This is a genomic window from Herbaspirillum lusitanum, from assembly GCF_046025995.1.
Taxonomy (GTDB): domain Bacteria; phylum Pseudomonadota; class Gammaproteobacteria; order Burkholderiales; family Burkholderiaceae_D; genus Herbaspirillum; species Herbaspirillum lusitanum_A.
In genome coordinates this window covers 558,903-581,011 of the sequence record NZ_JAQQFM010000003.1, presented here as the reverse complement: position 1 = coordinate 581,011, position 22,109 = coordinate 558,903, and the positions used below count along the sequence as shown (strand labels likewise).

At 61.7% G+C, this 22,109-nt stretch carries 20 protein-coding genes; 19 read left to right on the top strand and 1 reads right to left on the bottom strand.

What is annotated here, in order from left to right; genetic code table 11:
* Positions 1–83: 83 nt before the first annotated feature.
* Both PQR62_RS08460 and puuE read left to right on the top strand, forming a co-directional pair.
* Positions 84–1,586 (top strand): NCS1 family nucleobase:cation symporter-1, encoded by a 1,503-nt coding sequence (locus PQR62_RS08460; protein ID WP_408156773.1) that lies wholly within the window; start codon positions 84–86, stop codon positions 1,584–1,586.
* Positions 1,587–1,731: 145 nt separating this feature from the next.
* Positions 1,732–2,661, top strand: a complete 930-nt coding sequence (gene puuE, locus PQR62_RS08455) for an allantoinase PuuE (RefSeq protein ID WP_408156772.1) — start codon at positions 1,732–1,734, stop codon at positions 2,659–2,661.
* Between the two features lie 98 nt (positions 2,662–2,759).
* Here puuE and PQR62_RS08450 read toward each other — a convergent pair whose 3' ends face one another.
* A complete protein-coding gene (locus PQR62_RS08450) occupies positions 2,760–4,034 on the bottom strand; it encodes a urate hydroxylase PuuD (protein WP_408156770.1) in 1,275 nt (424 codons plus the stop codon).
* A 978-nt stretch (positions 4,035–5,012) separates the two neighbouring features.
* On the opposite strand from PQR62_RS08450, the gene PQR62_RS08445 reads away from it, so the two are divergent.
* The 17 genes from PQR62_RS08445 to PQR62_RS08365 all read left to right on the top strand — a co-directional run bounded on the left by PQR62_RS08445 (position 5,013) and on the right by PQR62_RS08365 (position 22,108).
* Positions 5,013–6,092, top strand: coding sequence for a porin (locus PQR62_RS08445; RefSeq protein ID WP_408156768.1), 1,080 nt, complete (start codon positions 5,013–5,015; stop codon positions 6,090–6,092).
* 262 nt (positions 6,093–6,354) lie between these two features.
* Positions 6,355–7,389 (top strand): ABC transporter substrate-binding protein, encoded by a 1,035-nt coding sequence (locus PQR62_RS08440; protein ID WP_408156766.1) that lies wholly within the window; start codon positions 6,355–6,357, stop codon positions 7,387–7,389.
* Between the two features lie 145 nt (positions 7,390–7,534).
* Complete coding sequence (locus PQR62_RS08435; protein WP_408156764.1) at positions 7,535–8,320, top strand: ABC transporter ATP-binding protein; 786 nt, start codon at positions 7,535–7,537, stop codon at positions 8,318–8,320.
* Positions 8,321–8,366: 46 nt separating this feature from the next.
* Positions 8,367–9,149 carry an ABC transporter permease gene (locus PQR62_RS08430; protein WP_408156762.1) on the top strand — a complete coding sequence of 261 codons (783 nt, stop codon included), beginning with the start codon at positions 8,367–8,369 and terminating at the stop codon, positions 9,147–9,149.
* Positions 9,150–9,295: 146 nt separating this feature from the next.
* Entirely contained in the window at positions 9,296–10,864 is a 1,569-nt protein-coding gene (locus PQR62_RS08425) for an ABC transporter ATP-binding protein (protein ID WP_408156760.1), read from the top strand.
* Entirely contained in the window at positions 10,857–11,948 is a 1,092-nt protein-coding gene (locus PQR62_RS08420; RefSeq protein ID WP_408156758.1) for an ABC transporter permease, read from the top strand. The genes PQR62_RS08425 and PQR62_RS08420 overlap by 8 nt, the downstream gene beginning before the upstream one ends.
* 10 nt (positions 11,949–11,958) lie before the next feature.
* Positions 11,959–12,879: an ABC transporter permease gene (locus PQR62_RS08415; protein WP_408156755.1), complete on the top strand. Its 921-nt coding sequence runs from the start codon at positions 11,959–11,961 to the stop codon at positions 12,877–12,879.
* 99 nt (positions 12,880–12,978) lie between these two features.
* Positions 12,979–14,118: a BMP family ABC transporter substrate-binding protein gene (locus tag PQR62_RS08410; RefSeq protein ID WP_408156752.1), complete on the top strand. Its 1,140-nt coding sequence runs from the start codon at positions 12,979–12,981 to the stop codon at positions 14,116–14,118.
* 511 nt (positions 14,119–14,629) lie between these two features.
* Positions 14,630–15,457: a septum site-determining protein MinC gene (gene minC, locus PQR62_RS08405; RefSeq protein WP_408156749.1), complete on the top strand. Its 828-nt coding sequence runs from the start codon at positions 14,630–14,632 to the stop codon at positions 15,455–15,457.
* 190 nt (positions 15,458–15,647) lie between these two features.
* The gene (gene minD / locus PQR62_RS08400; protein ID WP_408156747.1) at positions 15,648–16,463 is read left to right on the top strand and encodes a septum site-determining protein MinD; all 816 of its coding nucleotides are present in this window, start codon (positions 15,648–15,650) and stop codon (positions 16,461–16,463) included.
* A 1-nt stretch (position 16,464) separates the two neighbouring features.
* A complete protein-coding gene (gene minE, locus PQR62_RS08395; RefSeq protein ID WP_408156744.1) occupies positions 16,465–16,731 on the top strand; it encodes a cell division topological specificity factor MinE in 267 nt (88 codons plus the stop codon).
* A 136-nt stretch (positions 16,732–16,867) separates the two neighbouring features.
* Positions 16,868–17,752, top strand: coding sequence for a response regulator transcription factor (locus PQR62_RS08390; RefSeq protein WP_408156742.1), 885 nt, complete (start codon positions 16,868–16,870; stop codon positions 17,750–17,752).
* Positions 17,736–18,494 carry an alpha/beta fold hydrolase gene (locus tag PQR62_RS08385; protein ID WP_408156739.1) on the top strand — a complete coding sequence of 253 codons (759 nt, stop codon included), beginning with the start codon at positions 17,736–17,738 and terminating at the stop codon, positions 18,492–18,494. The genes PQR62_RS08390 and PQR62_RS08385 overlap by 17 nt, the downstream gene beginning before the upstream one ends.
* Positions 18,479–18,703, top strand: coding sequence for an alpha/beta fold hydrolase (locus tag PQR62_RS08380; RefSeq protein WP_408156736.1), 225 nt, complete (start codon positions 18,479–18,481; stop codon positions 18,701–18,703). Before PQR62_RS08385 ends, PQR62_RS08380 begins: the two co-directional genes overlap by 16 nt.
* 119 nt (positions 18,704–18,822) lie before the next feature.
* Positions 18,823–20,124, top strand: coding sequence for a glutamyl-tRNA reductase (hemA, locus tag PQR62_RS08375; RefSeq protein ID WP_408156734.1), 1,302 nt, complete (start codon positions 18,823–18,825; stop codon positions 20,122–20,124).
* A 167-nt stretch (positions 20,125–20,291) separates the two neighbouring features.
* The gene (gene prfA, locus PQR62_RS08370) at positions 20,292–21,374 is read left to right on the top strand and encodes a peptide chain release factor 1 (RefSeq protein WP_408156731.1); all 1,083 of its coding nucleotides are present in this window, start codon (positions 20,292–20,294) and stop codon (positions 21,372–21,374) included.
* Between the two features lie 260 nt (positions 21,375–21,634).
* A complete protein-coding gene (locus PQR62_RS08365) occupies positions 21,635–22,108 on the top strand; it encodes a disulfide bond formation protein B (protein WP_408156729.1) in 474 nt (157 codons plus the stop codon).
* Position 22,109 lies beyond the last annotated feature (1 nt).

Sequence of the window (22,109 nt, the reverse complement as noted above, 5' to 3'; positions counted from 1 at the left end):
TGCTTCGAGAGTGAAATAGCTCGAAGGATTTCAGTTCGTCATTTCCGCAGGCGCGGCTCCCGACCCATAGCCCGGAGACAGCCATGACGATCAGTTCTGCATCCCCTGCCGCTCAGCCGCAGCCTGCGCAAGGCCACGCCGCCTCTTCGCCGCATTCTGCGGCCGCTTATCAGCAAGCCGCGCATTACAGCGACCGCCTGACCAATGCAGACCTGGCGCCGCTCAAGAAACAGACCTGGGGCGCCTACAATATCTTCGCGTTCTGGATGTCCGATGTGCACAGCGTGGGCGGCTACGTGTTTGCCGGCAGCCTGTTCGCGCTCGGCCTGAGCAGCTGGCAAGTCTTGCTGGCGCTGGTGATCGGCATCGCCATCGTCAACTATTTCTGCAATCTGGTCGCCAGACCGAGCCAGGTCAGCGGCGTGCCGTATCCGGTGATCTGCCGCATCTCCTTCGGCGTGCTGGGCGCCAATGTGTCGGCGGTGATTCGCGGCCTGATCGCGGTCGCCTGGTACGGCATACAGACCTATCTGGCGTCGAGCGCCTTCGTGATTGTGGTGCTCAAGTTCATGCCGGCGCTGGCACCCTATGCCGACCTGCAGCAGCACGGCTTTGCCGGGCTGTCCGTGCTGGGCTGGGCCAGCTTCTTGCTGCTGTGGGTGTTGCAGGCGCTGGTGTTCTGGAACGGCATGGAGACCATCAAGAAATTCATCGACTTCGCCGGTCCGGCGGTCTATGTGGTGATGTTCATCCTGGCCGGCTGGATGGTATGGAAAGCAGGCTGGAGCAATATCGGACTCAATCTGGGCGAGGTGAAATACAGCGGCTGGGCGGCGCTGCCGGTGATGATCACGGCGATCTCGCTGGTGGTGTCCTACTTCTCAGGGCCGATGCTCAACTTCGGCGACTTCGCGCGCTACGGACGCTCCTTTGCCGAGGTCAAGCGCGGCAATTTCTGGGGCCTGCCGGTCAACTTTCTGGCGTTTTCCCTGGTCACCGTGATCACCACATCCGCCACCGTTCCGGTGTTCGGCCATCTGATCACCGACCCGGTGGAAACCGTGGCGCGCATCGACAACACCACCGCCGTCGTGCTGGGCGCGCTGACGTTCCTGATCGCCACCATCGGCATCAATATCGTGGCCAACTTCGTTTCGCCGGCCTTCGATTTCTCCAATGTCGCGCCTAAAAAGATCAGCTGGCGCGCCGGCGGCATGATTGCCGCCGTGGCCTCGATCTTCATCACGCCCTGGAACCTGTTCAACAATCCGGCCATGATCCATTACACCCTGGACGTGCTGGGCGGCTGCATCGGCCCGCTGTACGGCATCCTGATCTGCGACTATTACCTGATCAAGCGTCAGCAGGTGAAACTGGACGACATGTATTCGATGGATGCCGGCGGCGCCTACTGGTACAGCCGGGGCGTCAACTGGAACGCGGTCGGCGCCCTGGCGCTGGCGGCCATGATGAGCGTGGCTTGCGTGATGGCGCCGCAGCTGCGCGCGCTGGCGGATTTCTCCTGGTTCATCGGCCTGCTGCTGGGCAGCGTGTTCTATCTGGCGCTGTCGCGCAAGGCGCGGTGAATCCGCCATGTGCGCATGCAGCGTGCGTCGCGCGCCGGTAAGCTCTAACATCCGGATCTACGCGGGCGCCGCACCCGACTTCCGACTCTGTTTTGTATTGTTGTCTCCGTTTTCCGAACCACGAACCGTTTTTGACTGAACATCTATGTCACAGCAACAAAGCTATCCCCGCGACCTGAAAGGCTATGGCCGCAATGTCCCTCACGCCCGATGGCCCGGCAAGGCGCGCATTGCGCTGCAATTCGTCCTCAATTACGAAGAAGGCGGCGAAAACAACGTGCTGCACGGCGACCCCGGCTCCGAACAATTCCTGTCGGAAATCATCGGCGCCGCAGCCTACCCGGCGCGTCACATGTCGATGGAATCGATCTACGAATACGGCTCGCGCGTGGGCGTATGGCGCATCCTGCGCGAATTCGAACAACGCGGCCTGCCGCTGACCGTATTCGGCGTCGCCATGGCCCTGCAACGCTCACCGGAAGTCACCAGCGCCTTCGTCGAACTCGGGCATGAAATCGCTTGCCACGGCCTGCGCTGGATTCATTATCAGAACACCGACATCGACATCGAGCGCGAGCACATGCGCCAGGCCGTGGAAATTTTCCGCCAGCTGACCGGCCACGCACCGCAAGGCTGGTACACCGGCCGCGACTCGCCCAACACCAGGCAACTAGTGGTCGAACACGGCGGCTTCGCCTATGACTCGGACTACTACGGCGACGACCTGCCGTTCTGGACCAAGGTGGAAACCTCAGACGGCGATCAGCCGCATCTGGTGGTGCCCTACACGCTGGACACCAACGACATGCGCTTCGCCACGCCGCAGGGGTTCAACACCAGCGAGCATTTCTTCCAATACCTGAAAGACAGCTTCGACGTGCTGTACGCGGAAGGCGAAGAAACGCCCAAGATGCTCTCCATCGGCATGCACTGCCGCCTGCTGGGACGTCCGGGCCGCATCGTCGCGCTGCAACGTTTCCTCGACTACGTGCAATCGCACGACCGCGTCTGGATCTGCCGCCGCATCGATATCGCCGAACACTGGAAGGCTACGCATCCTTATCGGGAAGCCTGAGTTTTTCTGAATGGATAAAAAAACGCCGGCAGATGCCGGCGTTTTTTATTGACGAGCAAGGAAAACAGCCCGTCGAAACAATCCCCCCAAAAACCGACTCAATTCCCCGTCGCCCCGGCTTCAAACCACTTCCCGATCAACGCCCGCTCCTCGTCCGTAATCTTGGTCATATTCCCCAAGGGCATCGCCTTCTGCACCGAGGCCTGCTGATAAATCTGCTGCGCATGCTGCAAGATCGCCTCTTTGCTATCCAGCAAAATCCCCTTGCCCGGCGTCGGCATCAGCGTAGGCGCAGCCGCATGGCACTGAATGCAACGCGCTTGCACCACCTCCTGCACCTGCGCAAACGAAACGCCGCTCGCAGGCGCCGCAGCTGCCGGAGCCGCCACAGCTGCGGCAGGCCGGTCAGACGAGGCAGCCGATGCGACAGCCGCCGGCTTGGGCACGGCAGGCCGCAAGGAAGCCGGACGCGCCAGAAACGCCGTCAAACCCAGCAACACCACCGCCACGCCCGGATACCACCAGTTCGACACCCCCTTGTGCCGCAGCACAAAGAACTGGCGAATCAGCACACCTGACGTCATGATCAGCAACAGCACCAGCCAGTTGTGCTCGGCGCTGTAGGTCATGCTGTAGTGATTCGACAGCATCGCAAACAGCACCGGCAGCGTGAAATAAGTATTGTGCACGCTGCGCTGCTTGCCGCGCTTGCCGTGGATGGGATCGGGCGACTGGCCGGCGCGCATCGACGCCACCATCTTGCGCTGGCCCGGGATGATCCAGAACAGCACGTTGGCGCTCATGATGGTTGCCATGGTGGCGCCGCTCAGCAGGAAGGCCGCGCGCCCCGAAAACAGATGGCAGGCCACCCACACCGCGATCACCACATACAGGCCGACCAGAATGTTGACAGTGCGGTCGCCGTTCTTGCGTTCACCGAAGACGCTGCAGATGGTGTCGTAAATCAGCCAGCCGAAAATCAGAAAGGCGATGGCTGCGCCGCCGGCCATCGGCCCCGACATGTCGAACACATTGCGGTCCACCAGAAACACATTGGCGTTGAACAGATACAGCACCGAGAACAAGGCAAAGCCGGACAGCCAGGTGCTGTACGACTCCCAGTAAAACCAGTGCAGATGCTCGGGCAGCATCTTGGGCGCCAGCAGATATTTTTGCGGATTGTAAAAGCCACCGCCGTGTACCGCCCACAGCTCACCGCCCACGCCCTTTTCCAGCAACTCGGGATCGGCCGGCCGCGTCAGGCTGTTGTCGAGCCAGACGAAATAGAAGGATGAACCGATCCAGGCGATAGCGGTAATCACGTGCAGCCAGCGCAGCAGCAGATTCAGCCATTCGAATATATATGCTTCCATGTTTCTGTCTTACCCCTGTGTTGGTTCTATTGATTTCGCCTATAGCGTTTTGCGACCGCGCCGCCAAGGATGCCTGCGCATTTTCCACCCTGTCGCCCTCAAAATCTCAGGGCCACCGCAGGGGCTTAGCATAAAAGATGCCGGGGCAAAAAAACACGCGCGCCATCCTATATCTGATATATGCGCGCGCCTTCACACAAAGCCTCGGCAAGACGGTCAAAACACAACAGCAAGATGCGATCGCAGCCAGGCAAGCGCGCTGAATCTGCGCCGAGCCACAAACGGCCGGGATCGGCGGTAAACGCTAAAGGGCCGCCAGGGCGGCCCACGCTCACTCCCGCGACGGCACAAAAAAAGCACGCATCATTCGATTATTGTCACACACACTGTCGACAATATTTTTCAACATTTTTATTTCTCAATTCTGTCCTGCAAAATTAAAAATCCAATACAGTACTGGCTTACAGGAGATATGAGGGATGCTGCACAAGAAATTTTATGTTTTCATTTTTAGTGCATAGCGTCAAATTCAGTGCATGAATAGCACCAACTTGTCGCAGATTGAAAATGATTTTGTCAACAAAATGAAATCAGGCTTTCCATCGCATTCCACATGTTTTAGTCGATATGCAGGGGAGATGCAAATCGGACAGGTGAAACGCCGCCATCGCATCGCACAGACATCGGAGCGGCAATAGTCGGAACGGAGCGCCTTGGCGGCGTGCGTACCAGCGCGACGACGGCCGCATGCCAGCCGCCCGATATGACAAAAAAATCCGCGGCCGGCAAAGCACCGTCACTACACAAATCGTACTGGCACGATATCTGCTAACGATCTGTCCTGGAAATTGCCGACGATGTGCTGAAAATGAGCGGGGAGCGCGTAGTTCTCAGTCCTGCGTTGACACATTTTTTCGTCTTTTCAATTTAACCGTAACGTACGTTGCGTACGTTACTTGTCCAACCTAGGGGAGCGTAATGAAGAAAACTCGTTTGGCACTGGCCTTGGCATCCTGCCTGATGGCCGGCAGCGCGATGGCGCAGTCGAGCGTCACCGTGAGCGGCTTGGTGGATGCGTTTGCAGGCAGCCTGAAGAACAGCGGCGATACCGGCAGCAAAGCCTCGGTCGGTTCCGGCGGCCTGACTACATCGTGGATCGGTTTCAAGGGCGTGGAAGATCTCGGCGGCGGTCTCAAGGCCGAATTCGCACTGACTTCCTTCTTCCAGACAGATACCGGTGCCAGCGGCCGTTTCAGCGGCGACAACCTGTTTTCGCGCGATGCCAATATCGCGCTGTCCGGCAGCTACGGCCGTTTCATGATGGGCCGCGGTCTGGCGCCCAGCTTCTTGCCGACCGTGCTGTTCAACCCGTTCGGCGACTCCTTCACCTTCTCGCCGCTGGTGCTGCACGTGTACACCCCTTCCGGCAACTTCGGCGCACGCACCTGGGCGCAAGCCAATGCGGCCGACAGCGGCTGGAGCAATGAAATCATTTACACGACGCCGAAATTCGGCGGTCTGCAGGCCAACCTGCACTACCAATTCGGTGAAGTCGCCGGCCAGACCGGCAAGAAGAACATCGGCGCCAACGTACTGTACTTCAACGGCGGCCTGGCGCTGACCGGCCTGTACTTCGATGCGCAGGCCAGCAACCCGAACTCCGGCGCCGCCGTGATAGATGCCACCGCACCGATCAGCTCGGTCACCCGCCAGAAGACGGCAATGGTCGGCGCGACCTACGACTTCCAGGTCGTCAAGCTGTACGGCACCTATCAGATCAGCAAGGACACCACCGCCGGCACGCCTGAAATGAAAGACAAGCTCGCCAGCGTCGGTATCAGCGCACCGATCGGCAACGGCTCGCTGCTGGTCGGCTACGCCAACACCAAGCGTTCGGGCAGCCTGATCGGCAACGATGTGAGCCGCAACACGACTTCGGTCGGTTACGACTACTTCCTCTCCAAGCGCACCGACCTGTACGCCATCGTGATGAGCGACAAGGTCACCACCTTCGGCCGTTCCAACGGCTTCGGTCTGGGTATCCGCCACCGCTTCTGATCGCGGGCGATCCGAGGCAATCCGGCCGGCGTTGGGGACGACGCCGGCCGATACCGTGTTGTACCGCAGTCCGGCGACTCCTTCTAGCCGGACCGTGTCTTGAGGCTGTACTTCGGTGGAAGCCGCATTACCGGAATGTGTTCAGGCGCGTAGTTTTGGTTTTGCACCCTGTCCGGCATCGGCAGCTGTTTTCGATGCACCGGCCTGCGCACATTGCGGCTTCCACCTCCTTTTCACAGATTCGTTTTCGGGAGATTCCCCCATGCGTTCATTCCGCTTCCTCGGCTGTTCTGCAGCGCTGCTGCTCGGCCTGGTATCGGCTTCGTCCTCTTTCGCGCAAGAGACCAAGATCAAATTCCAGCTCGACTGGCGCTTCGAAGGCCCGGCCGCGCTGTTTCTGGTGGCCAAATCCAAGGGCTACTTCGCCCAGGAAAAACTGGACGTCACCATTGACGCCGGCAACGGCTCCGGCAATGCGGTCAACCGCGTCGCCTCCGGCACTTACGACATGGGCTTCGCCGACATGGCGGCGCTCATGGAATTCGCCGCCAACAATACCGATGCGCCGAGCAAGCCGGTGGGCGTGATGATGGTGTACAACGACACCCCGGCCGCGATTTTCTCGCTGAAGAAGTCGGGCATCAAGAAACCGGCCGATCTGGTCGGCAAGAAGCTGGGCGCTCCGGTGTTCGACGCCGGCCGCCGCGGCTACCCTATCTTCGCCAAGGCCAACGGTCTGGATGCTAGCAAGACCGCCTGGACCAGCATGGACCCGCCGCTGCGTGAAACCATGCTGGCGCGCGGCGATGTCGACGCCATCACCGGCTTCTACTTCACCTCGCTGCTGAACCTGAACGCCCGCGGCGTCAAGGATGAAGACATCAGCGTGATGATGTTCCCGGACTACGGCGTCAAGCTGTACGGCAACGCCATCATCGCTTCGGAAGCGATGGTCAAGCAAAAGCCGGAAGCCATCAAGGGTTTCCTGCGCGCCTTCGCCAAGGCCTCCAAGGACGTGATGGCCAATCCGGAAGCCGCGATCAAGGTGCTCAAGGAACGCGACGGCCTGGTTGACGAGAAGCTGGAACTGCGCCGCCTGAAGCTGGCCATCACCAGCGCCATCGCCACCCCGCACGCCAAGTCGGAAGGCTACGGCCAGGTGTTTCTGCCGCGCCTGACGCTGATGGCATCACAAGTCTCGGATGCCTACGGCACCAAGACCCGGGTCAACGCCGACAAGATCTGGAACGGCTCTTTCCTGCCCTCCAAGGCTGAGCTGGACGTGTTCCCGAAATAAGCTGCAGGCCGACGGCTGCCTGCGAATCGCGACTGATTGCGCCGGCAGCCGCAGTCCTGCAGACAGGCCTGCCATACCGCCATATCGAATTAAGCAGGCAACAACTGCCCGAGCATTCCTGATTCACTGAATAAAGATGCAGCCCATGAGCGACACCTTCGTCGATTTCCGCCATGTCTATCTCGCCTACGACGGCGCCGCCGAATTTGCGGTGGAAGACATCAACCTGCAAACCCGTCCGGGCGAATTCATTTCCATCGTCGGCCCTTCCGGCTGCGGCAAATCGACCTTCATGAAGCTGGCGACCGGCCTCAGGCAGCCGAATCGCGGCTCGGTCTCGATTGACGGCGCGCTGGTCACCGGCCCGCTGAAGATCGTCGGCATGGCGTTTCAGGCGCCGACGCTGCTGCCCTGGCGCACCACGCTGGAAAACGTTCTGCTGCCGCTGGAAATCGTCGAACCGTACCGCAAGAATTTCAAGCAAAAGAAAGCCGAATACACCGAGCGCGCGCTCAAGCTGTTGAAGACGGTCGGCCTCGACGGCTATGCCGACAAGTTTCCCTGGCAATTGTCGGGCGGCATGCAACAGCGCGCGTCGATTTGCCGCGCCCTGATCCATGAACCGAAAATGCTGCTGCTGGACGAGCCTTTCGGCGCGCTGGATGCCTTCACCCGCGAAGAACTGTGGTGCGTGCTGCGCGATCTGTGGACCGAGCGCCAGTTCAACGTGATTCTGGTGACCCACGATCTGCGCGAAGCCGCCTTCCTGGCCGACACCATTTACGTGATGAGCAAGCGCCCCGGCCGCATCGTTGCGCGCAAGGAAAATCCGCTGCCGCGTCCGCGCGAGCTGGAACTGACCTACACCGACAGCTTCAACGCGCTGGTGCATGAACTGCGCGAGCATATCGGCCGCGTACGCAATACCTGATACCTGATAGCTGATACCTGACTCATCTGAACGCATCGGAAACGACATGAAAACCCTCTTCCAAGGAAAACTGAACAAGGCCGCCACCACGCTGGCGCCCTGGTTCCTGCTGCTCCTGATCATCGGCGTCTGGCAGTTCGTCTGCAGCGTGATGCAGGTGTCGGACTTCATTTTCCCCAGCCCCATGTCCATCCTGCAGGCCATGATCGAATTCGCCGGCCCCATCACGCATCACGCGCTGGCGACATTCTGGGTCACCATGGTCGGCTTCGGCATCGCAGTGGCAGTGGGCGTGACGCTGGGCTTCGCGATCGGCTCCTCGCCCATGCTGTATGCCGCCGCCTATCCGCTGATGACCGCCTTCAACGCCCTGCCCAAGGCCGCCTTCGTGCCGGTGCTGGTGGTGTGGTTCGGCATCGGCGCCGGCCCGGCGATCCTGACCGCCTTCCTGATTTCCTTCTTCCCCATCATGGTCAACATCGCCACCGGCCTGGCCACGCTGGAGCCGGAACTGGAAGACGTGCTGCGCGTGCTCGGCGCCAAACGCATGGACATCCTGCTCAAAGTCGGTCTGCCGCGTTCCATGCCCTACTTCTTTGCCTCCTTGAAAGTGGCGATCACGCTGGCCTTCGTCGGCTCCACCGTGTCTGAAATGAACGCCTCCAACGAAGGCATAGGCTATCTGCTGGTATCGGCCGGCTCCTCGATGAAGATGCCGCTGGCCTTTGCCGGTCTGGTGGTGATCGGCGCCATGGCGATGGCCATGTATGAACTGTTCGCCATCATCGAAAAACGCACCACCAGCTGGGCGCACCGCGGCGGCAAATGATTTTCCGGCAGCGCCGACAGGATGCAAAAGCGGTTTCTGTTTCCCGGCATTTTGTCTATGATGATCGCCGCAGCGCACACTAAAGGGAAGGTGCGCCAGGACGGTCCTGCAAGCGGACGTACTAGCAAATATCTGGGGAATAACAAGTGAGCGCAGCTCTTCGTCTACAAATCAGTCATGTCCGCAAAGCCTATCCGGGCGTGCTGGCCAATGACGACGTCAGCCTGAGCGTGGCGCCGGGCGAGATCCACGCCGTGCTCGGCGAAAACGGCGCCGGCAAATCGACGCTGATGAAAATCATCTTCGGCGCGGTCAAGCCGGATGCCGGCGAACTGCGCTGGAACGGTGAGCTGGTGCAGATCGCCAATCCGCAGGTGGCGCGCAAGCTGGGCATCGCCATGGTGTTCCAGCATTTCTCGCTGTTCGATACGCTGACCGTGACCGAAAACATCGCGCTTGGGCTGGACGCCGATACCGATCTGAAAGAGCTGGCCACGCGCATCCTGCAGACCGGCGAAAAATACGGTCTGGAGCTGGAGCCGCATCGCCACGTACATACCTTGTCGGTAGGCGAACGCCAGCGCGTGGAAATCGTGCGCGCGCTGCTGACCCATCCGCAGCTGCTGATTCTGGATGAGCCGACTTCGGTGCTGACGCCGCAGGCGGTCGAGAAACTGTTCGTGACGCTGCGCAAGCTGGCGGCAGAAGGCTGCAGCATTCTCTACATCAGCCACAAGCTCGATGAGATCCGCGCACTGTGCCACAGCGCCACCGTGATGCGCGGCGGCCGCGTGACCGGCGCCTGCGATCCGCGTGAAGAAACCAGCGCCGGCCTGTCGCGCATGATGATCGGCGACGAACTGGTGCGACTGCGCCGCGAACGCAATCCAGACTCACAACGCAATGAGCGCAAGCTGCACATCAATCGCCTGTCGCTGCCCAAGGCGCACCTGTTCGCCACCGAACTCAAAGACATAGAATGCGAAGTACGCGCCGGCGAAATCGTCGGCATTGCCGGCGTGTCCGGCAACGGCCAGCAGGAATTGCTGGCGGCGCTGTCCGGCGAAGACCAGCGCGCCGCGCCCAACATGATCATGCTGGGCGGCGGCGCAGTCGGCCATCTGTCGCCCAATCCGCGCCGCAGCCGCGGCCTCGGCCTGGTGCCGGAAGAGCGCCTGGGGCGCGGCGCCGTGCCTTCGCTGAGCCTGACCGCCAACATGCTGCTGTCGCATCAGAAGACGCCGTATGTGAAGCGCGGCATGATCGATTTCGCCTTCACGCGCCGCGCCGCAGCTTCGATCATCGAACGCTTCAAGGTCAAGGCCAGCGGCCCGGATGCGCTGGCCAAAAGCCTGTCGGGGGGCAATCTGCAGAAATTCATCGTCGGCCGTGAAATGGAACGCAAGCCCTCGGTCTTCATCGTGGCCCAGCCGACCTGGGGCGTGGACGTGGGGGCTGCGGCGCAGATCCACGGCGAAATACTGAAACTGAAACAGGAAGGCTGCGCGGTGCTGGTGATTTCGGAAGAGCTGGATGAGCTGTTCGCGCTGTGCGACCGCCTGCACGTGATTGCCAAAGGCCAGTTGTCGCCCTCGGTTCCGATTGAACAGGCCACGCGCGAGCAGGTCGGGGTCTGGATGAGCGGGCTGTGGCAGGACTACACGCCGCCGGCAGCAACTGCACCAGAAAATGCGTCGGAGGCCGGCCATGCTTAAGCTGACGCTGCCCTTCCGCCTCGAGCTACGCGGCGCGCCTTCGCGCAGCATGACCTATCTGTCGCCGCTGATCGCCATCGTGCTGACCATGCTGCTGGGGGCCCTGCTGTTCATCGCGCTCGGCAAGGATCCGCTGGCCGGGCTCAAGGTATTCATGATCGATCCCTTCAGCGGCAAGCGCGCCATCAGCGAGCTGCTGCTGAAATCCATCCCGCTGATCCTGTGTGCGCTGGGGCTGGCGGTGTGTTTTCGCGCCAGTATCTGGAACATCGGCGCCGAAGGCCAGTTCACGGTCGGCGCGCTATGTTCCGGCGCCATGCTGGTGTGGCTGGACGTGCCGGGACACAGCATCTCCGGCGGCGCCGGTCTGTTGCTGATGATCCTGGCCGGCATCGCCGGCGGCGCGTTCTGGGCCGGCATCACGGCGCTGCTGCGCGACAAGTTCAACGCCAATGAAATCCTGGTGTCGCTGATGCTGACCTACGTCGCGCAACTGCTGCTGATGTGGGCCGTGAACGGCCCGCTGAAGGATCCCAACGGCATGAATTTCCCGCAGTCGAAAGTGTTCTCTCCGGAGTTCATGCTGCCGATGCTGATCAGCGGCACGCGTCTGCACATCGGCTTCGTGGTGGCGCTTGTGGCAGCTGTGGTCATGGGCATTTTCATGACGCGCAGCCTGCGCGGCTTCTCGCTGACGGTGGGCGGTGTGGCGCCGCATGCGGCGCGCTATGCCGGCTTCTCCAGCCGCAGCGCACTGTGGGTGGCCTTGCTGCTTTCGGGCGGCTTCGCCGGTCTGGCCGGCGCCTTTGAAATCGCCGGCCCGATCGGTCAACTGCTGCCTTCGGTCTCGCCGGGCTACGGTTTCGCCGCCATCATCGTGGCCTTCATCGGCCGCCTGCATCCGGTCGGCGCGGTGCTGGGCGGCATCATCATGTCGCTCTTGTATCTGGGCGGCGAGCTGGCGCAATCGCGCCTCGGCCTGCCGTCGGCCATCACCGGCGTGTTTCAGGGCATGCTGCTGTTCCTGCTGCTGGCCTGCGACACCCTGATCGAATACCGCCTGGTGTGGAAACCGAAGGCATAAGGACACGGACATGGAACAACTCGCCCCCCTCATCGCAGCCTCGATCAATGCCGGCACGCCTTTGCTGCTGGCAGCCATCGGCCTGCTGATCAACGAACGCTCAGGCGTGCTCAATCTCGGCGCCGAAGGCATGATGCTGGTCGCCGCCATCGCCGGTTTCGCGGTCGGTTATCAGACTCACAGCCTGCTGCTGGGCTTCCTCGCCGGCGCCTTGTGCGGCATGCTGATGGCGACGCTGTTCGCCTGGCTGGCGCTGCGTCTGGCCACCAATCAGGTGGCCACCGGACTGGCGCTGTCGATCTTCGGCGCCGGCCTGTCGGCCTTCATCGGCCAGCGCTTCGTCGGCCTGGCCTTGCCCGCGCAGGCAAGCAAGGTGCCGCTGTTGGGCGATATTCCCTTCATCGGGCCGGCGCTGTTTCATCAGCACTGGATGAGCTATGTGGCGCTGCTGCTGTGCCTGGCCAGCATGGTTTTTCTGTATCGCACGCGCGCGGGTCTGGTGCTGCGCGCAGTCGGTGAATCGCCGGAATCGGCCCATGCGCTGGGTTACTCGGTGCGCGGCATCCGCTTCGCCGCGCTGTTGTTCGGCGGCGCCTGCTGCGGCCTGGCCGGCGCCTACATGTCGCTGGTCTACACCCCGATGTGGGTCGAGGGCCTGGTGGCCGGACGCGGCTGGATTGCACTGGCGCTGACCGCCTTCGCCACCTGGCGCCCGGCGCGCGTGCTGCTCGGTGCGCTGCTGTTCGGCGGCGTCACGATTCTGCAGTTCTATCTGCAAGGTCTGGGCGTGACCATCCCGTCGGAGATCCTGTCGATGGCGCCCTACCTCGCCACCATCGTGGTGCTGGCGCTGATCTCGCGCAATCCGGACTGGATTCGCCTGAACATGCCGGCCTCGCTGGGCAAGCCTTTCCGTCCCGGCTCGGCATGATCGCCCGCATTGGCTTCATCATTTTTCGCAGCAAAAAATGTACTTAACCACACGTACTTAACTACTCGCACTTAACCACTGAACCTGAGGGAGAACACCATGATCATTTCGCGCAGAGCTTCGCTTGCGATGCTCGCCACTCTGGCGGCGGCAACCCTGATCGGTTGCGGCAAGAAGGAAGAAGCCGCTCCGGCGCCGGCCGCTGCTGCACCTGCCGCGGCCGCACCGGCAGCCGATCCGCTGAAGGTTGCCTTCGTCTACATCGGGCCGGTCGGCGACGCCGGCTGGACCTTCGCCCACGACAACGGCCGCAAGGCGGTCGAAGCCAAGTTCGGCGACAAGGTGAAAACCAGCTTTGTCGAAAACGTGCCTGAATCGGCGGCCGATGCAGAACGCGTGATCCGCCAGTTGGCAACCGACGGCAACAAACTGATTTTCGGCACCACCTTCGGCTACATGGAAGCAATGCTGAAGGTAGCGAAGGAATTTCCGGACGTGAAGTTCGAACATGCGACCGGCTTCAAGACCGCCGACAACATGGCGCAATACGACGTGCGCACCTATGAAGGCGCGTATCTGGCCGGCGTGGTTGCCGGCAAGATGAGCAAGTCCGGCAAGCTGGGCGTGGTGGCCTCGGTGCCGATTCCGGAAGTGATCCGCAACATCGACTCCTTCACCATGGGTGCGCGTTCGGTCAATCCGAAGGCCACCACCGCCGTGGTATGGGTCAACAAGTGGTTCGATCCGGGCAAGGAACGTGAAGCGGCCACCACGCTGATCGGCCAGGGCGTGGACGTGCTGATGCAGAACACCGACTCGGCAGCCGTGGTGCAGACCGCGCAGGAAAAGGGCGTGTACGCCTTCGGCTGGGACAGCGACATGACCAGCTTCGGCCCCAAGGCGCACCTGGCGGCATCGGTGATCAACTGGGGCGTGTACTACACCGCCCGCGTGCAAGCCGTGCTGGACGGTTCGTGGAAATCCTCCACCACCTGGATCGGCCTGAAGGAAGGCGGCATCGATCTGGCCGCCTTCAACCCTGAGCTGCCGGCCGATGTCAAGGCGCTGGTGGAAGAGCGCAAGAAAGGCATCGCCGACGGCAGCGCGCCGATCTGGAAGGGTCCGATCAAGGACAACGCCGGCAAGGAGCAGGTTGCCAAGGATGCAGTGGCCGATGACGGCTTCCTGCATGGCATCAAGTTCTACGTCGAAGGCGTGGACGGCAAGGTGCCGGGCTGATCCGGCTGGCTATGTGCTCCGCCTGACGGCTGAAGCTGCGGTCGCGGATTGCAGGTAAATCGCGACGCATGCAGTGGTATCTGATGGCCGGGAATGTTTCTCCTCTGGAGAGATGTTCCCGGCCATTTTTTTGTCCGGCCGCCAGCGTCGGATGGATGGAAACATCAGGGTCCATTCGCTCAGCCGGCCGGGTCGCCCGGAACCGCGCCGCAAAAGATCGCACCGGGCGCTAGTGCGCAGCCGGGCTGGCTGTATAATGCAGACCCAGTAAACAAGGGAGACCGCGCGGCGACCCGGCAATGCATGTCTGGCGGCCGCAGATCGAGCGGCCGCAGTCTCATCCGCCGCCCGCGTTTGCATCTGAGGCTTTGCTTGCCGGCCCACGCGAGGCAACTCAAGGCAACCGCCGGACGCCGTCCCCGCTCTTCCTGCTGTTTGTTCAGAATTGATTATTCGATGCGAACGCCCGCCGGCACAAGCCTGGCGGACGGCGCTCACCAAGAAACGATTTATGCAAAAAATCCGCAAACCGATCGACATCAAGATTTCCACCGTGGTTGCCATTTCGGCAATTCTGCATGAGACCGATCCGGCAGCGCTGGAGCAGGCCCTGAAAGACATGACCGGCGGCGTTTCCGATTTCTTCGAAGACGAATTCGCGGTGCTCGACGTCGGCGCGCTGGAAGGCAATGCCGCCGGCATCGACTGGACTGCACTGGTGGCGCTGTTCAAGAAATACCGTCTGAACACGGTCGCCGTGCGCAATGCGGCGCCGGAGTTGCACGCAGGCATCGTCGCTCACGGCCTGAGCATCGACACCACCAGCACGGCCAAGGCAGCGCCGGCAGCTGCAGCGCCAACCCCGGAGCCGGCTGCTGCAGCATCACCCTCGGTACAACTGGAGCTGGAACCGCAGCCGGAAGCTGCGCCCGAACCAACACCTGCGGCGCGCCCGCAGGCAGCGCAGGCCGCTGCTCAGCCTGTGCAGCAAAGCATGCCGGCCGGCACCATGTTCGTCGATACGCCGGTGCGCGCCGGACAGCGCATTTATGCACGCGGCTGCGATCTGGTGATCATGGCGGCGGTCAACAACGGCGCCGAAATCATTGCCGACGGCAGCATCCATGTCTACGCGCCTTTGCGCGGCCGGGCGCTGGCCGGCGCCAGCGGCAATACCGAGGCGCGCATCTTCGCCGCTTCGCTGGAAGCGGAACTGGTCTCGATCGCCGGAGTCTATCGGACCTTCGAGAACGGCCATCCGCCGGAGCTGGCGCAGAAACAGATACAGGTGCGCCTGAGCGGCGACCGCATCGATGTGTTGCCGCTGAAGGCGACCTGAACTGCGTCACGAACTGCGCCGCGAATAGAACCAAGAACCACGACACGAAACATCAAGAATCAAGGCAAGGCCCCTGTCCGACAGGTGCCGAGCAAAGCGACATACCGACCAGCGCCATGGCCGCCCGGTCGTCAATAATTAAAATCTGCAATTTCAAATCAGCGACCACTGATCTTTTAAGGAGTTTTTTGTGGCAAAAATCATCGTTGTGACATCCGGTAAAGGCGGCGTCGGCAAAACGACTTCCAGCGCCAGTTTCGCATCGGGTCTGGCTCTGCGCGGACACAAGACTGTGGTCATCGACTTCGACGTCGGCCTGCGTAACCTCGATCTGATCATGGGCTGCGAACGCCGCGTGGTGTACGACCTGATCAATGTCGTGAATCAGGAAGCCACGCTGAATCAGGCGCTGATCAAGGACAAGCACTGCGACAATCTGTACATCCTGCCGGCCTCGCAAACCCGCGACAAGGACGCGCTGACCGAAGACGGCGTGGAGCGCGTGCTGAACGATCTGAACAAGATGGACTTCGAATACATCATCTGCGATTCGCCGGCCGGTATCGAACACGGCGCGGTGATGGCGCTGACCTTCGCCGACGAAGCGATCATCGTGACCAATCCCGAAGTGTCGTCGGTACGCGATTCGGACCGCATCCTCGGCATCATCCAGGCCAAGTCGCGCCGTGCGCTGAGCGGCGGCGAGCCGGTCAAGGAACATCTGCTGATCACCCGCTACTCACCGAAGCGCGTGGAAGCCGGCGAAATGCTGTCGTACACCGATGTGCAGGAAATCCTGCGCATCCCGCTGGTGGGCATCATCCCGGAATCGGAATCGGTGCTGCAAGCCTCCAACCAGGGCAATCCGGCCATCCATATCAAGGACAGCGACGTCTCGCAGGCCTATCAGGATCTGGTCGCGCGTTTCCTTGGCGAAACTGTGGAACTGCGGTTTACGAATTACGAAAAACCGGGATTCCTGCAGCGCATCTTCGGAGGTAAGTGATATGTCCCTGCTTTCTTTCCTGTTTCCGGCCAAGCCCAAAAGCGCCTCCGCAGCAAAGGAACGGCTGCAGATCATCATCGCCCGCGAACGCTCCAACGGTCGCCAGGGCCCCGACTTTCTGCCGGCGCTGCACAAGGAACTGATCGAGGTCATTTCCAAGTACACCAAGGTCAATGCCGACGACATCAAGATTTCTCTGGATCGCCAGGGCAATCTCGAAGTGCTGGACGTGAACGTGGTGCTGCCGGACGCCGAAACGCCGACCTGAGCATCTCTGATCCGATGCATGCCGCCGCTCATCTCTCATGGTTCCGGACTCTGCCGGGCCGGCCGGGAATGAGCGGCTTGTTTTTTGGCGCGATGCTTGAGGCCGGCGTGATCAGCTCTCTGCTCTGCTCAATACCATGAAGCTGGGCTTGCTCTTGCTGCATGAGGCAGCCGCTGGCTCCGACGCCCGTCCATCCTCCCGCGCCAATCTGCCTGCCGGGGCTGCCCATACTACCGATACTGCAGCGGCCACCTTGCTCGCCGCCCTGTCCGCGCACAACTGCCGCGTCTACCGCACTACCCAGGATGTGCGGCATGAGGCCACGCTGGCCGCACTGCCCGATTTGCTGGTGATCGATCTGGAATACGGTACAGGCGGCAAACTCACCGAGTTGCTGCTCTGGCTGAAACAGCAGCCGGTCGCGGCCGCCGGCCACGACAGCCAGGCGGAAAGTCCGTCCATGGCGAACGAAGCAGCTGCGCAATCGCAAACAAACGGCATTCCGGTGCTGCTGCTCGCCAACCACGCGCAACAAGACTTGCTGCATGAGCTGTTGCAGGCTGGCGCCGACGATTATCTGATCAAGCCGCTGCGCCGCAGCGATCTGAATACACGGGTTGATCTGTTGTTGCGGCGCTGCTATCCGCAGCAGACTGCCGGCGAAATCATCGCCATCGGCGCCTACCGTTTCGACCAGCGCTCGGGCCGCGCCAGCCTGGAAGGCCTGGACATCGTGCTGACGCAAAAGGAGTTCGAGCTGGCCTTGCTGCTGCTGCGCAATCAGGATCGTCCGCTGTCGCGCGCCTATATCCAGGAACAGATCTGGGGCGCCGAGCCGGAACTGCCGACCCGCACCATGGACACCCACATCTCGCGCGTGCGCAACAAATTGCAGCTGCGCCCCGAGCGCGGCTATCGCCTGGCGCCGGTGTACGGCTACGGCTATCAGCTGGAACAACTGGGCGGTAAAACTGCCGCTGCGCGCGCCATCCCGCCGTCCGAAGATGACGACCAAGGCTGAGATGAAATACGCCGGCCTCCCCGGCGCGCTGAGCGACTATCTGCTGACGCGCTTCAGCACCGCCACATCGCGTCGACTGCCACCGACAGGACGCATGCTGGAAACCGCCGCCGGCCGCCTCTATCTGCTCGACAGCGATGCGGGCAACAACGAAAAACCCTGCGTCGTCTTCACACCCGACGGCCCCAACGTGGTCGCCCATTACACCCGGCTGATGGCATTGCTCACACCGCGCTTGCGCGTGATTGTTTTCGACATGCCGGGATTCGGCTTTTCCCTGCCGACCGCCGGCTATGGCCATTCGCTGCAGGAGGGCGCGCAGGTCGTGCTGGATCTGCTGTCGCAGTTGCACATTCCGCGCGCAACGCTGGCCTTCAGTTGCGCCAACGGCCTCTATGCGATCAGGGCCGCGCAATTGCAGCCTCAGCGCATCGCCAGCCTGATGCTGACGCAAACGCCGTCCTTGCCGCACATGCAAGCCTGGGCCTATCGCATGATCCCGCTGCCTTTACGCGTTCCCGTGGCAGGCCAGCTGATCACCTGGGCAGCGCGCCGGACGCTGGCGACGCGCTGGTATCGCAGCGCTTTGCCGACCCATGCCGACATGGGCAGCTTTACGCAGACGACGGCACAGTCCTTCAAGCAAGGCGGCTGTTTCTGGCTGGCGTGGTACAAGGCCTGTTGCGTGAAAGCCGCCTGCCGGTGCGAGCGGCGATCGAGTCGCCAATGCCAATGCCGATAACGATACCGATGCAGCCCTGCACCGTCATCTGGGGCGCGCTGGATCGTTCGCATCGCGCCACGCCGCCTGCTTCGCTGCTGGGGTATTTGCCGCATGCAGAACTGATCGGCTTTGATGATTGCGGCCACTTCCCCGATCTGGAACAGCCCGATCTTTATGCGCAGCAACTTGTTGCGCATATGTCAAAACATGATCTATATCAGATGTGAATACCTATTATCAGCAGGGAACCAATCCCCTTTTTGCCCAACAGGTATAATGTCGAGTCGAAATGCCCCGAATTACTTCGATTTTTTAGCTTACTGCTGCCTACGCGCGGCGCCTATCTATGCAATTGCTCGCTGTCGGACTCAACCACACCACCGCGCCGGTTTCACTGCGCGAGAAGGTTGCGTTTCCGGCTGACCAGATCGGTCAGGCGGTGGCGGCGGCGCGTGCATGGTTCGGCGGTCGCGAAAATGCAACGAATCTGCTGCCGGCCGGCGAAGCTGCGATTCTCTCCACCTGCAATCGCACCGAGTTATACGCTGCCAGCACCGCTCCTGACGGCGGCTTTGACAGCGCTATCGACAGCACCGCGCATTTCCTCGCGGATTTCCACCGTCTGCCTTACGCCGACCTGCGTCCCTTCCTCTACGCCCTGCCGCAGGACAATGCGGTGCGCCACGCTTTCCGCGTCGCCTCCGGGCTGGATTCGATGGTGCTGGGCGAACCGCAGATTCTGGGTCAGATGAAAGATGCGGTACGCCAGGCGGACGCCGCCGGCGGCCTCGGCACTTATCTGCATCAATTGTTCCAGCGCACCTTTGCGGTTGCCAAGGAAGTCCGCACCACCACCGAAATCGGCGCTCACAGCGTGTCGATGGCGGCGGCTGCCGTGCGACTTTCGCAACGCATTTTCGATTCCGTCGCCAGCCAGAACGTGCTGTTCATCGGCGCCGGTGAAATGATCGAACTGTGCGCCACCCACTTCGCGGCGCAGAATCCGAAATCCCTGACCGTCGCCAACCGTACGCTGGAACGCGGCGAGACGCTGGCGCACCGCTTCAACGGTTCGGCGCTGCGTCTGGCAGATCTGCCGACGCGCCTGGCCGAGTTCGACATCGTGGTGTCCTGTACCGCCTCTTCGTTGCCCATCATCGGCCTCGGCCTGGTCGAACGCGCAGTCAAGGCGCGTCGTCACAAACCGATTTTCATGGTCGATCTGGCCGTGCCGCGCGATATCGAATCCGAAGTCGGCCGTCTGGACGACGTGTTCCTCTATACCGTGGACGATCTGGCAACTGTGGTGCAAAGCGGTGTCGAAAACCGTCAGGCCGCCGTGGCGCAAGCCGAAGCCATCATCGAAACCCGCGTGCAATCCTTCATGCACTGGATCGACACGCGCGCCATGGTGCCGCTGATTCAGGATCTGCACGAGACCGGCGAGACCCTGCGTCTGGCCGAGCTGGAGCGCGCGCGCCGCATGCTGGCCAAGGGCGACGATGTGGAAGCCGTGCTCGAAGCACTGTCCAAGGGTCTCACCGCCAAATTCCTGCACGGCCCGCAACAGGCCTTGCATCACGCGCAAGGCGAGCAGCGCAGCCAGCTGGTCACGCTGCTGCCGCAGTTGTTCCGCACCAAGCGTTAGCGTTACCCTCTTCTGATTGCCGCCCGGCAATCCACTGCCGGCCTCGCCGGTCGGCCCGCTCCGGCAGCTCCCTTTAATACTCCGCTCACCTCGCTGCCGCAGCCCTGCATCACATCAGGTCTCACGTTCAAATTCAGCCTCACCGCTCACCGGATACCGAATCGCCCATGAAACCTTCAATGCTTGCCAAGCTCGACCAGCTGGCCGAACGCCTGGAAGAACTCAACAGCCTGCTGGCGCAGGAAGACGCCACCGCCAGCATGGACAACTTCCGCAAGATGACGCGCGAACATGCCGAGCTCGGTCCGCTGGTGGAGCTCTACGGCAATTACACGCAGGCCGCGCAAGATATCAAAACCGCGCAGGAGCTGCTGTCCGACCCGGACATGAAAGAGTTCGCGCAGGATGAAATCAACAGCGCCAAGGCGCGTATGGAAGCGCTGGAAGGCGATCTGCAGAAGATGCTGCTGCCCAAGGACCCGAACGACGAGCGCAACATCTTTCTGGAAATCCGCGCCGGCACCGGCGGCGACGAATCGGCGCTGTTCGCCGGCGACCTGCTGCGCATGTACACGCGCTACGCCGAACGCAATCGCTGGCAGGTCGAGATCGTGTCTTCGTCCGATTCGGAAGTCGGCGGCTACAAGGAAGTCATCGCCCGCATCGTCGGCTTCGGTGCCTATTCGCGGCTCAAGTTCGAATCCGGCGGCCACCGCGTGCAACGCGTGCCGGCCACCGAAACCCAGGGCCGCATCCACACCTCGGCCTGTACCGTGGCCGTGATGCCGGAAGCCGATGAGGTCGAAGACGTCGACATCAACCCGGCCGACATCCGCATCGATACTTACCGCGCCTCGGGCGCCGGCGGCCAGCACATCAACAAGACCGACTCGGCAGTGCGCATCACCCACATGCCGACCGGCATCGTGGTGGAATGCCAGGACGACCGCAGCCAGCACAAGAACAAGGCCTCCGCATTGAAAGTGCTGGCGGCGCGCATCAAGGACGTGCAGCTGCGCGAGCAGCAATCCAAGGAAGCGGCCACGCGCAAGTCGCTGATCGGCTCGGGCGACCGCAGCGAACGCATCCGCACCTACAATTTCCCGCAGGGGCGCATGACCGATCACCGCATCAACCTGACCTTGTACAAGCTGGACTTCATCATGGACGGCGATCTGGACGAGCTCACCAATTCGCTGATCACCGAACATCAGGCCGAATTGCTGGCGCAACTGGGCGACGACGCCTGATCCCAGCCAGGTACGACAGCCCGGTGTCAGCAAGAATCGGCCAAGCAGGCGTATGATTCTGCCTGTTCCAGCGACCTGGAATGCAGCGTCGGCGAGGCGTGTAAAGCCGGGCCGGCGCGGGAACCAAAACCATGGCGGTCCCTCTGAGATGCAGTTTTACCGGTCCGCCGCGGTTCAGTCGCCACGGTTCAATCTCATTGCCTGAATGTGCTGCATCACTGATTACCCGGCTCATAACTCATATCAAAGCGAGCGCTCTCATGAAGTCATCCAAACCCCTGTTGCTGCTGATCGCGGCCATCTGCATCGCGCTGCTGGGCGCGGCCCTGTATCTGCAAATCGTTGAAGAAATGCAGCCCTGCCCGCTGTGCATCATCCAGCGTTATCTGTTCTGCGTGATTGCGCTGGTCTGCCTCATCTTCGCCTTCCTGCCGCGCGGCGCGACACGCATCGGCGCCGGTCTCGGCGTGCTGGCCGCCATCGGCGGCGCCGCGACCGCCGGCTGGCATCTGTGGGTGAAGGCGCATCCTGGCGTGTCCTGCGGCATCGACCCGCTGGAGACCTCGCTCAATCACATCGCTCCGGCCAACATGTTTCCGCTGATGTTCCAGGCCGATGGCCTGTGCGCAGCACCGCTGCCGCCGCTATTCGGCCTGTCGATTCCGCAATGGTCGCTGATCTGGTTCGTGATTCTTGGCCTGGCACTGGCACGCGTGCTGTTCAAGCGCCGCTGAT

What these genes read in the sequence shown, in the direction of transcription:
- PQR62_RS08460 (WP_408156773.1), top strand. Translation starts at nt 84, where the DNA reads ATGACGATCAGTTCTGCATCCCCTGCCGCTCAGCCGCAGCCTGCGCAA.
- puuE (WP_408156772.1), top strand. Translation starts at nt 1,732, where the DNA reads ATGTCACAGCAACAAAGCTATCCCCGCGACCTGAAAGGCTATGGCCGC.
- PQR62_RS08450 (WP_408156770.1), bottom strand. Translation starts at nt 4,034, where the DNA reads ATGGAAGCATATATATTCGAATGGCTGAATCTGCTGCTGCGCTGGCTG.
- PQR62_RS08445 (WP_408156768.1), top strand. Translation starts at nt 5,013, where the DNA reads ATGAAGAAAACTCGTTTGGCACTGGCCTTGGCATCCTGCCTGATGGCC.
- PQR62_RS08440 (WP_408156766.1), top strand. Translation starts at nt 6,355, where the DNA reads ATGCGTTCATTCCGCTTCCTCGGCTGTTCTGCAGCGCTGCTGCTCGGC.
- PQR62_RS08435 (WP_408156764.1), top strand. Translation starts at nt 7,535, where the DNA reads ATGAGCGACACCTTCGTCGATTTCCGCCATGTCTATCTCGCCTACGAC.
- PQR62_RS08430 (WP_408156762.1), top strand. Translation starts at nt 8,367, where the DNA reads ATGAAAACCCTCTTCCAAGGAAAACTGAACAAGGCCGCCACCACGCTG.
- PQR62_RS08420 (WP_408156758.1), top strand. Translation starts at nt 10,857, where the DNA reads ATGCTTAAGCTGACGCTGCCCTTCCGCCTCGAGCTACGCGGCGCGCCT.
- PQR62_RS08415 (WP_408156755.1), top strand. Translation starts at nt 11,959, where the DNA reads ATGGAACAACTCGCCCCCCTCATCGCAGCCTCGATCAATGCCGGCACG.
- PQR62_RS08410 (WP_408156752.1), top strand. Translation starts at nt 12,979, where the DNA reads ATGATCATTTCGCGCAGAGCTTCGCTTGCGATGCTCGCCACTCTGGCG.
- minC (WP_408156749.1), top strand. Translation starts at nt 14,630, where the DNA reads ATGCAAAAAATCCGCAAACCGATCGACATCAAGATTTCCACCGTGGTT.
- minE (WP_408156744.1), top strand. Translation starts at nt 16,465, where the DNA reads ATGTCCCTGCTTTCTTTCCTGTTTCCGGCCAAGCCCAAAAGCGCCTCC.
- PQR62_RS08390 (WP_408156742.1), top strand. Translation starts at nt 16,868, where the DNA reads ATGAAGCTGGGCTTGCTCTTGCTGCATGAGGCAGCCGCTGGCTCCGAC.
- PQR62_RS08385 (WP_408156739.1), top strand. Translation starts at nt 17,736, where the DNA reads ATGACGACCAAGGCTGAGATGAAATACGCCGGCCTCCCCGGCGCGCTG.
- PQR62_RS08380 (WP_408156736.1), top strand. Translation starts at nt 18,479, where the DNA reads ATGCCAATGCCGATAACGATACCGATGCAGCCCTGCACCGTCATCTGG.
- hemA (WP_408156734.1), top strand. Translation starts at nt 18,823, where the DNA reads ATGCAATTGCTCGCTGTCGGACTCAACCACACCACCGCGCCGGTTTCA.
- prfA (WP_408156731.1), top strand. Translation starts at nt 20,292, where the DNA reads ATGAAACCTTCAATGCTTGCCAAGCTCGACCAGCTGGCCGAACGCCTG.
- PQR62_RS08365 (WP_408156729.1), top strand. Translation starts at nt 21,635, where the DNA reads ATGAAGTCATCCAAACCCCTGTTGCTGCTGATCGCGGCCATCTGCATC.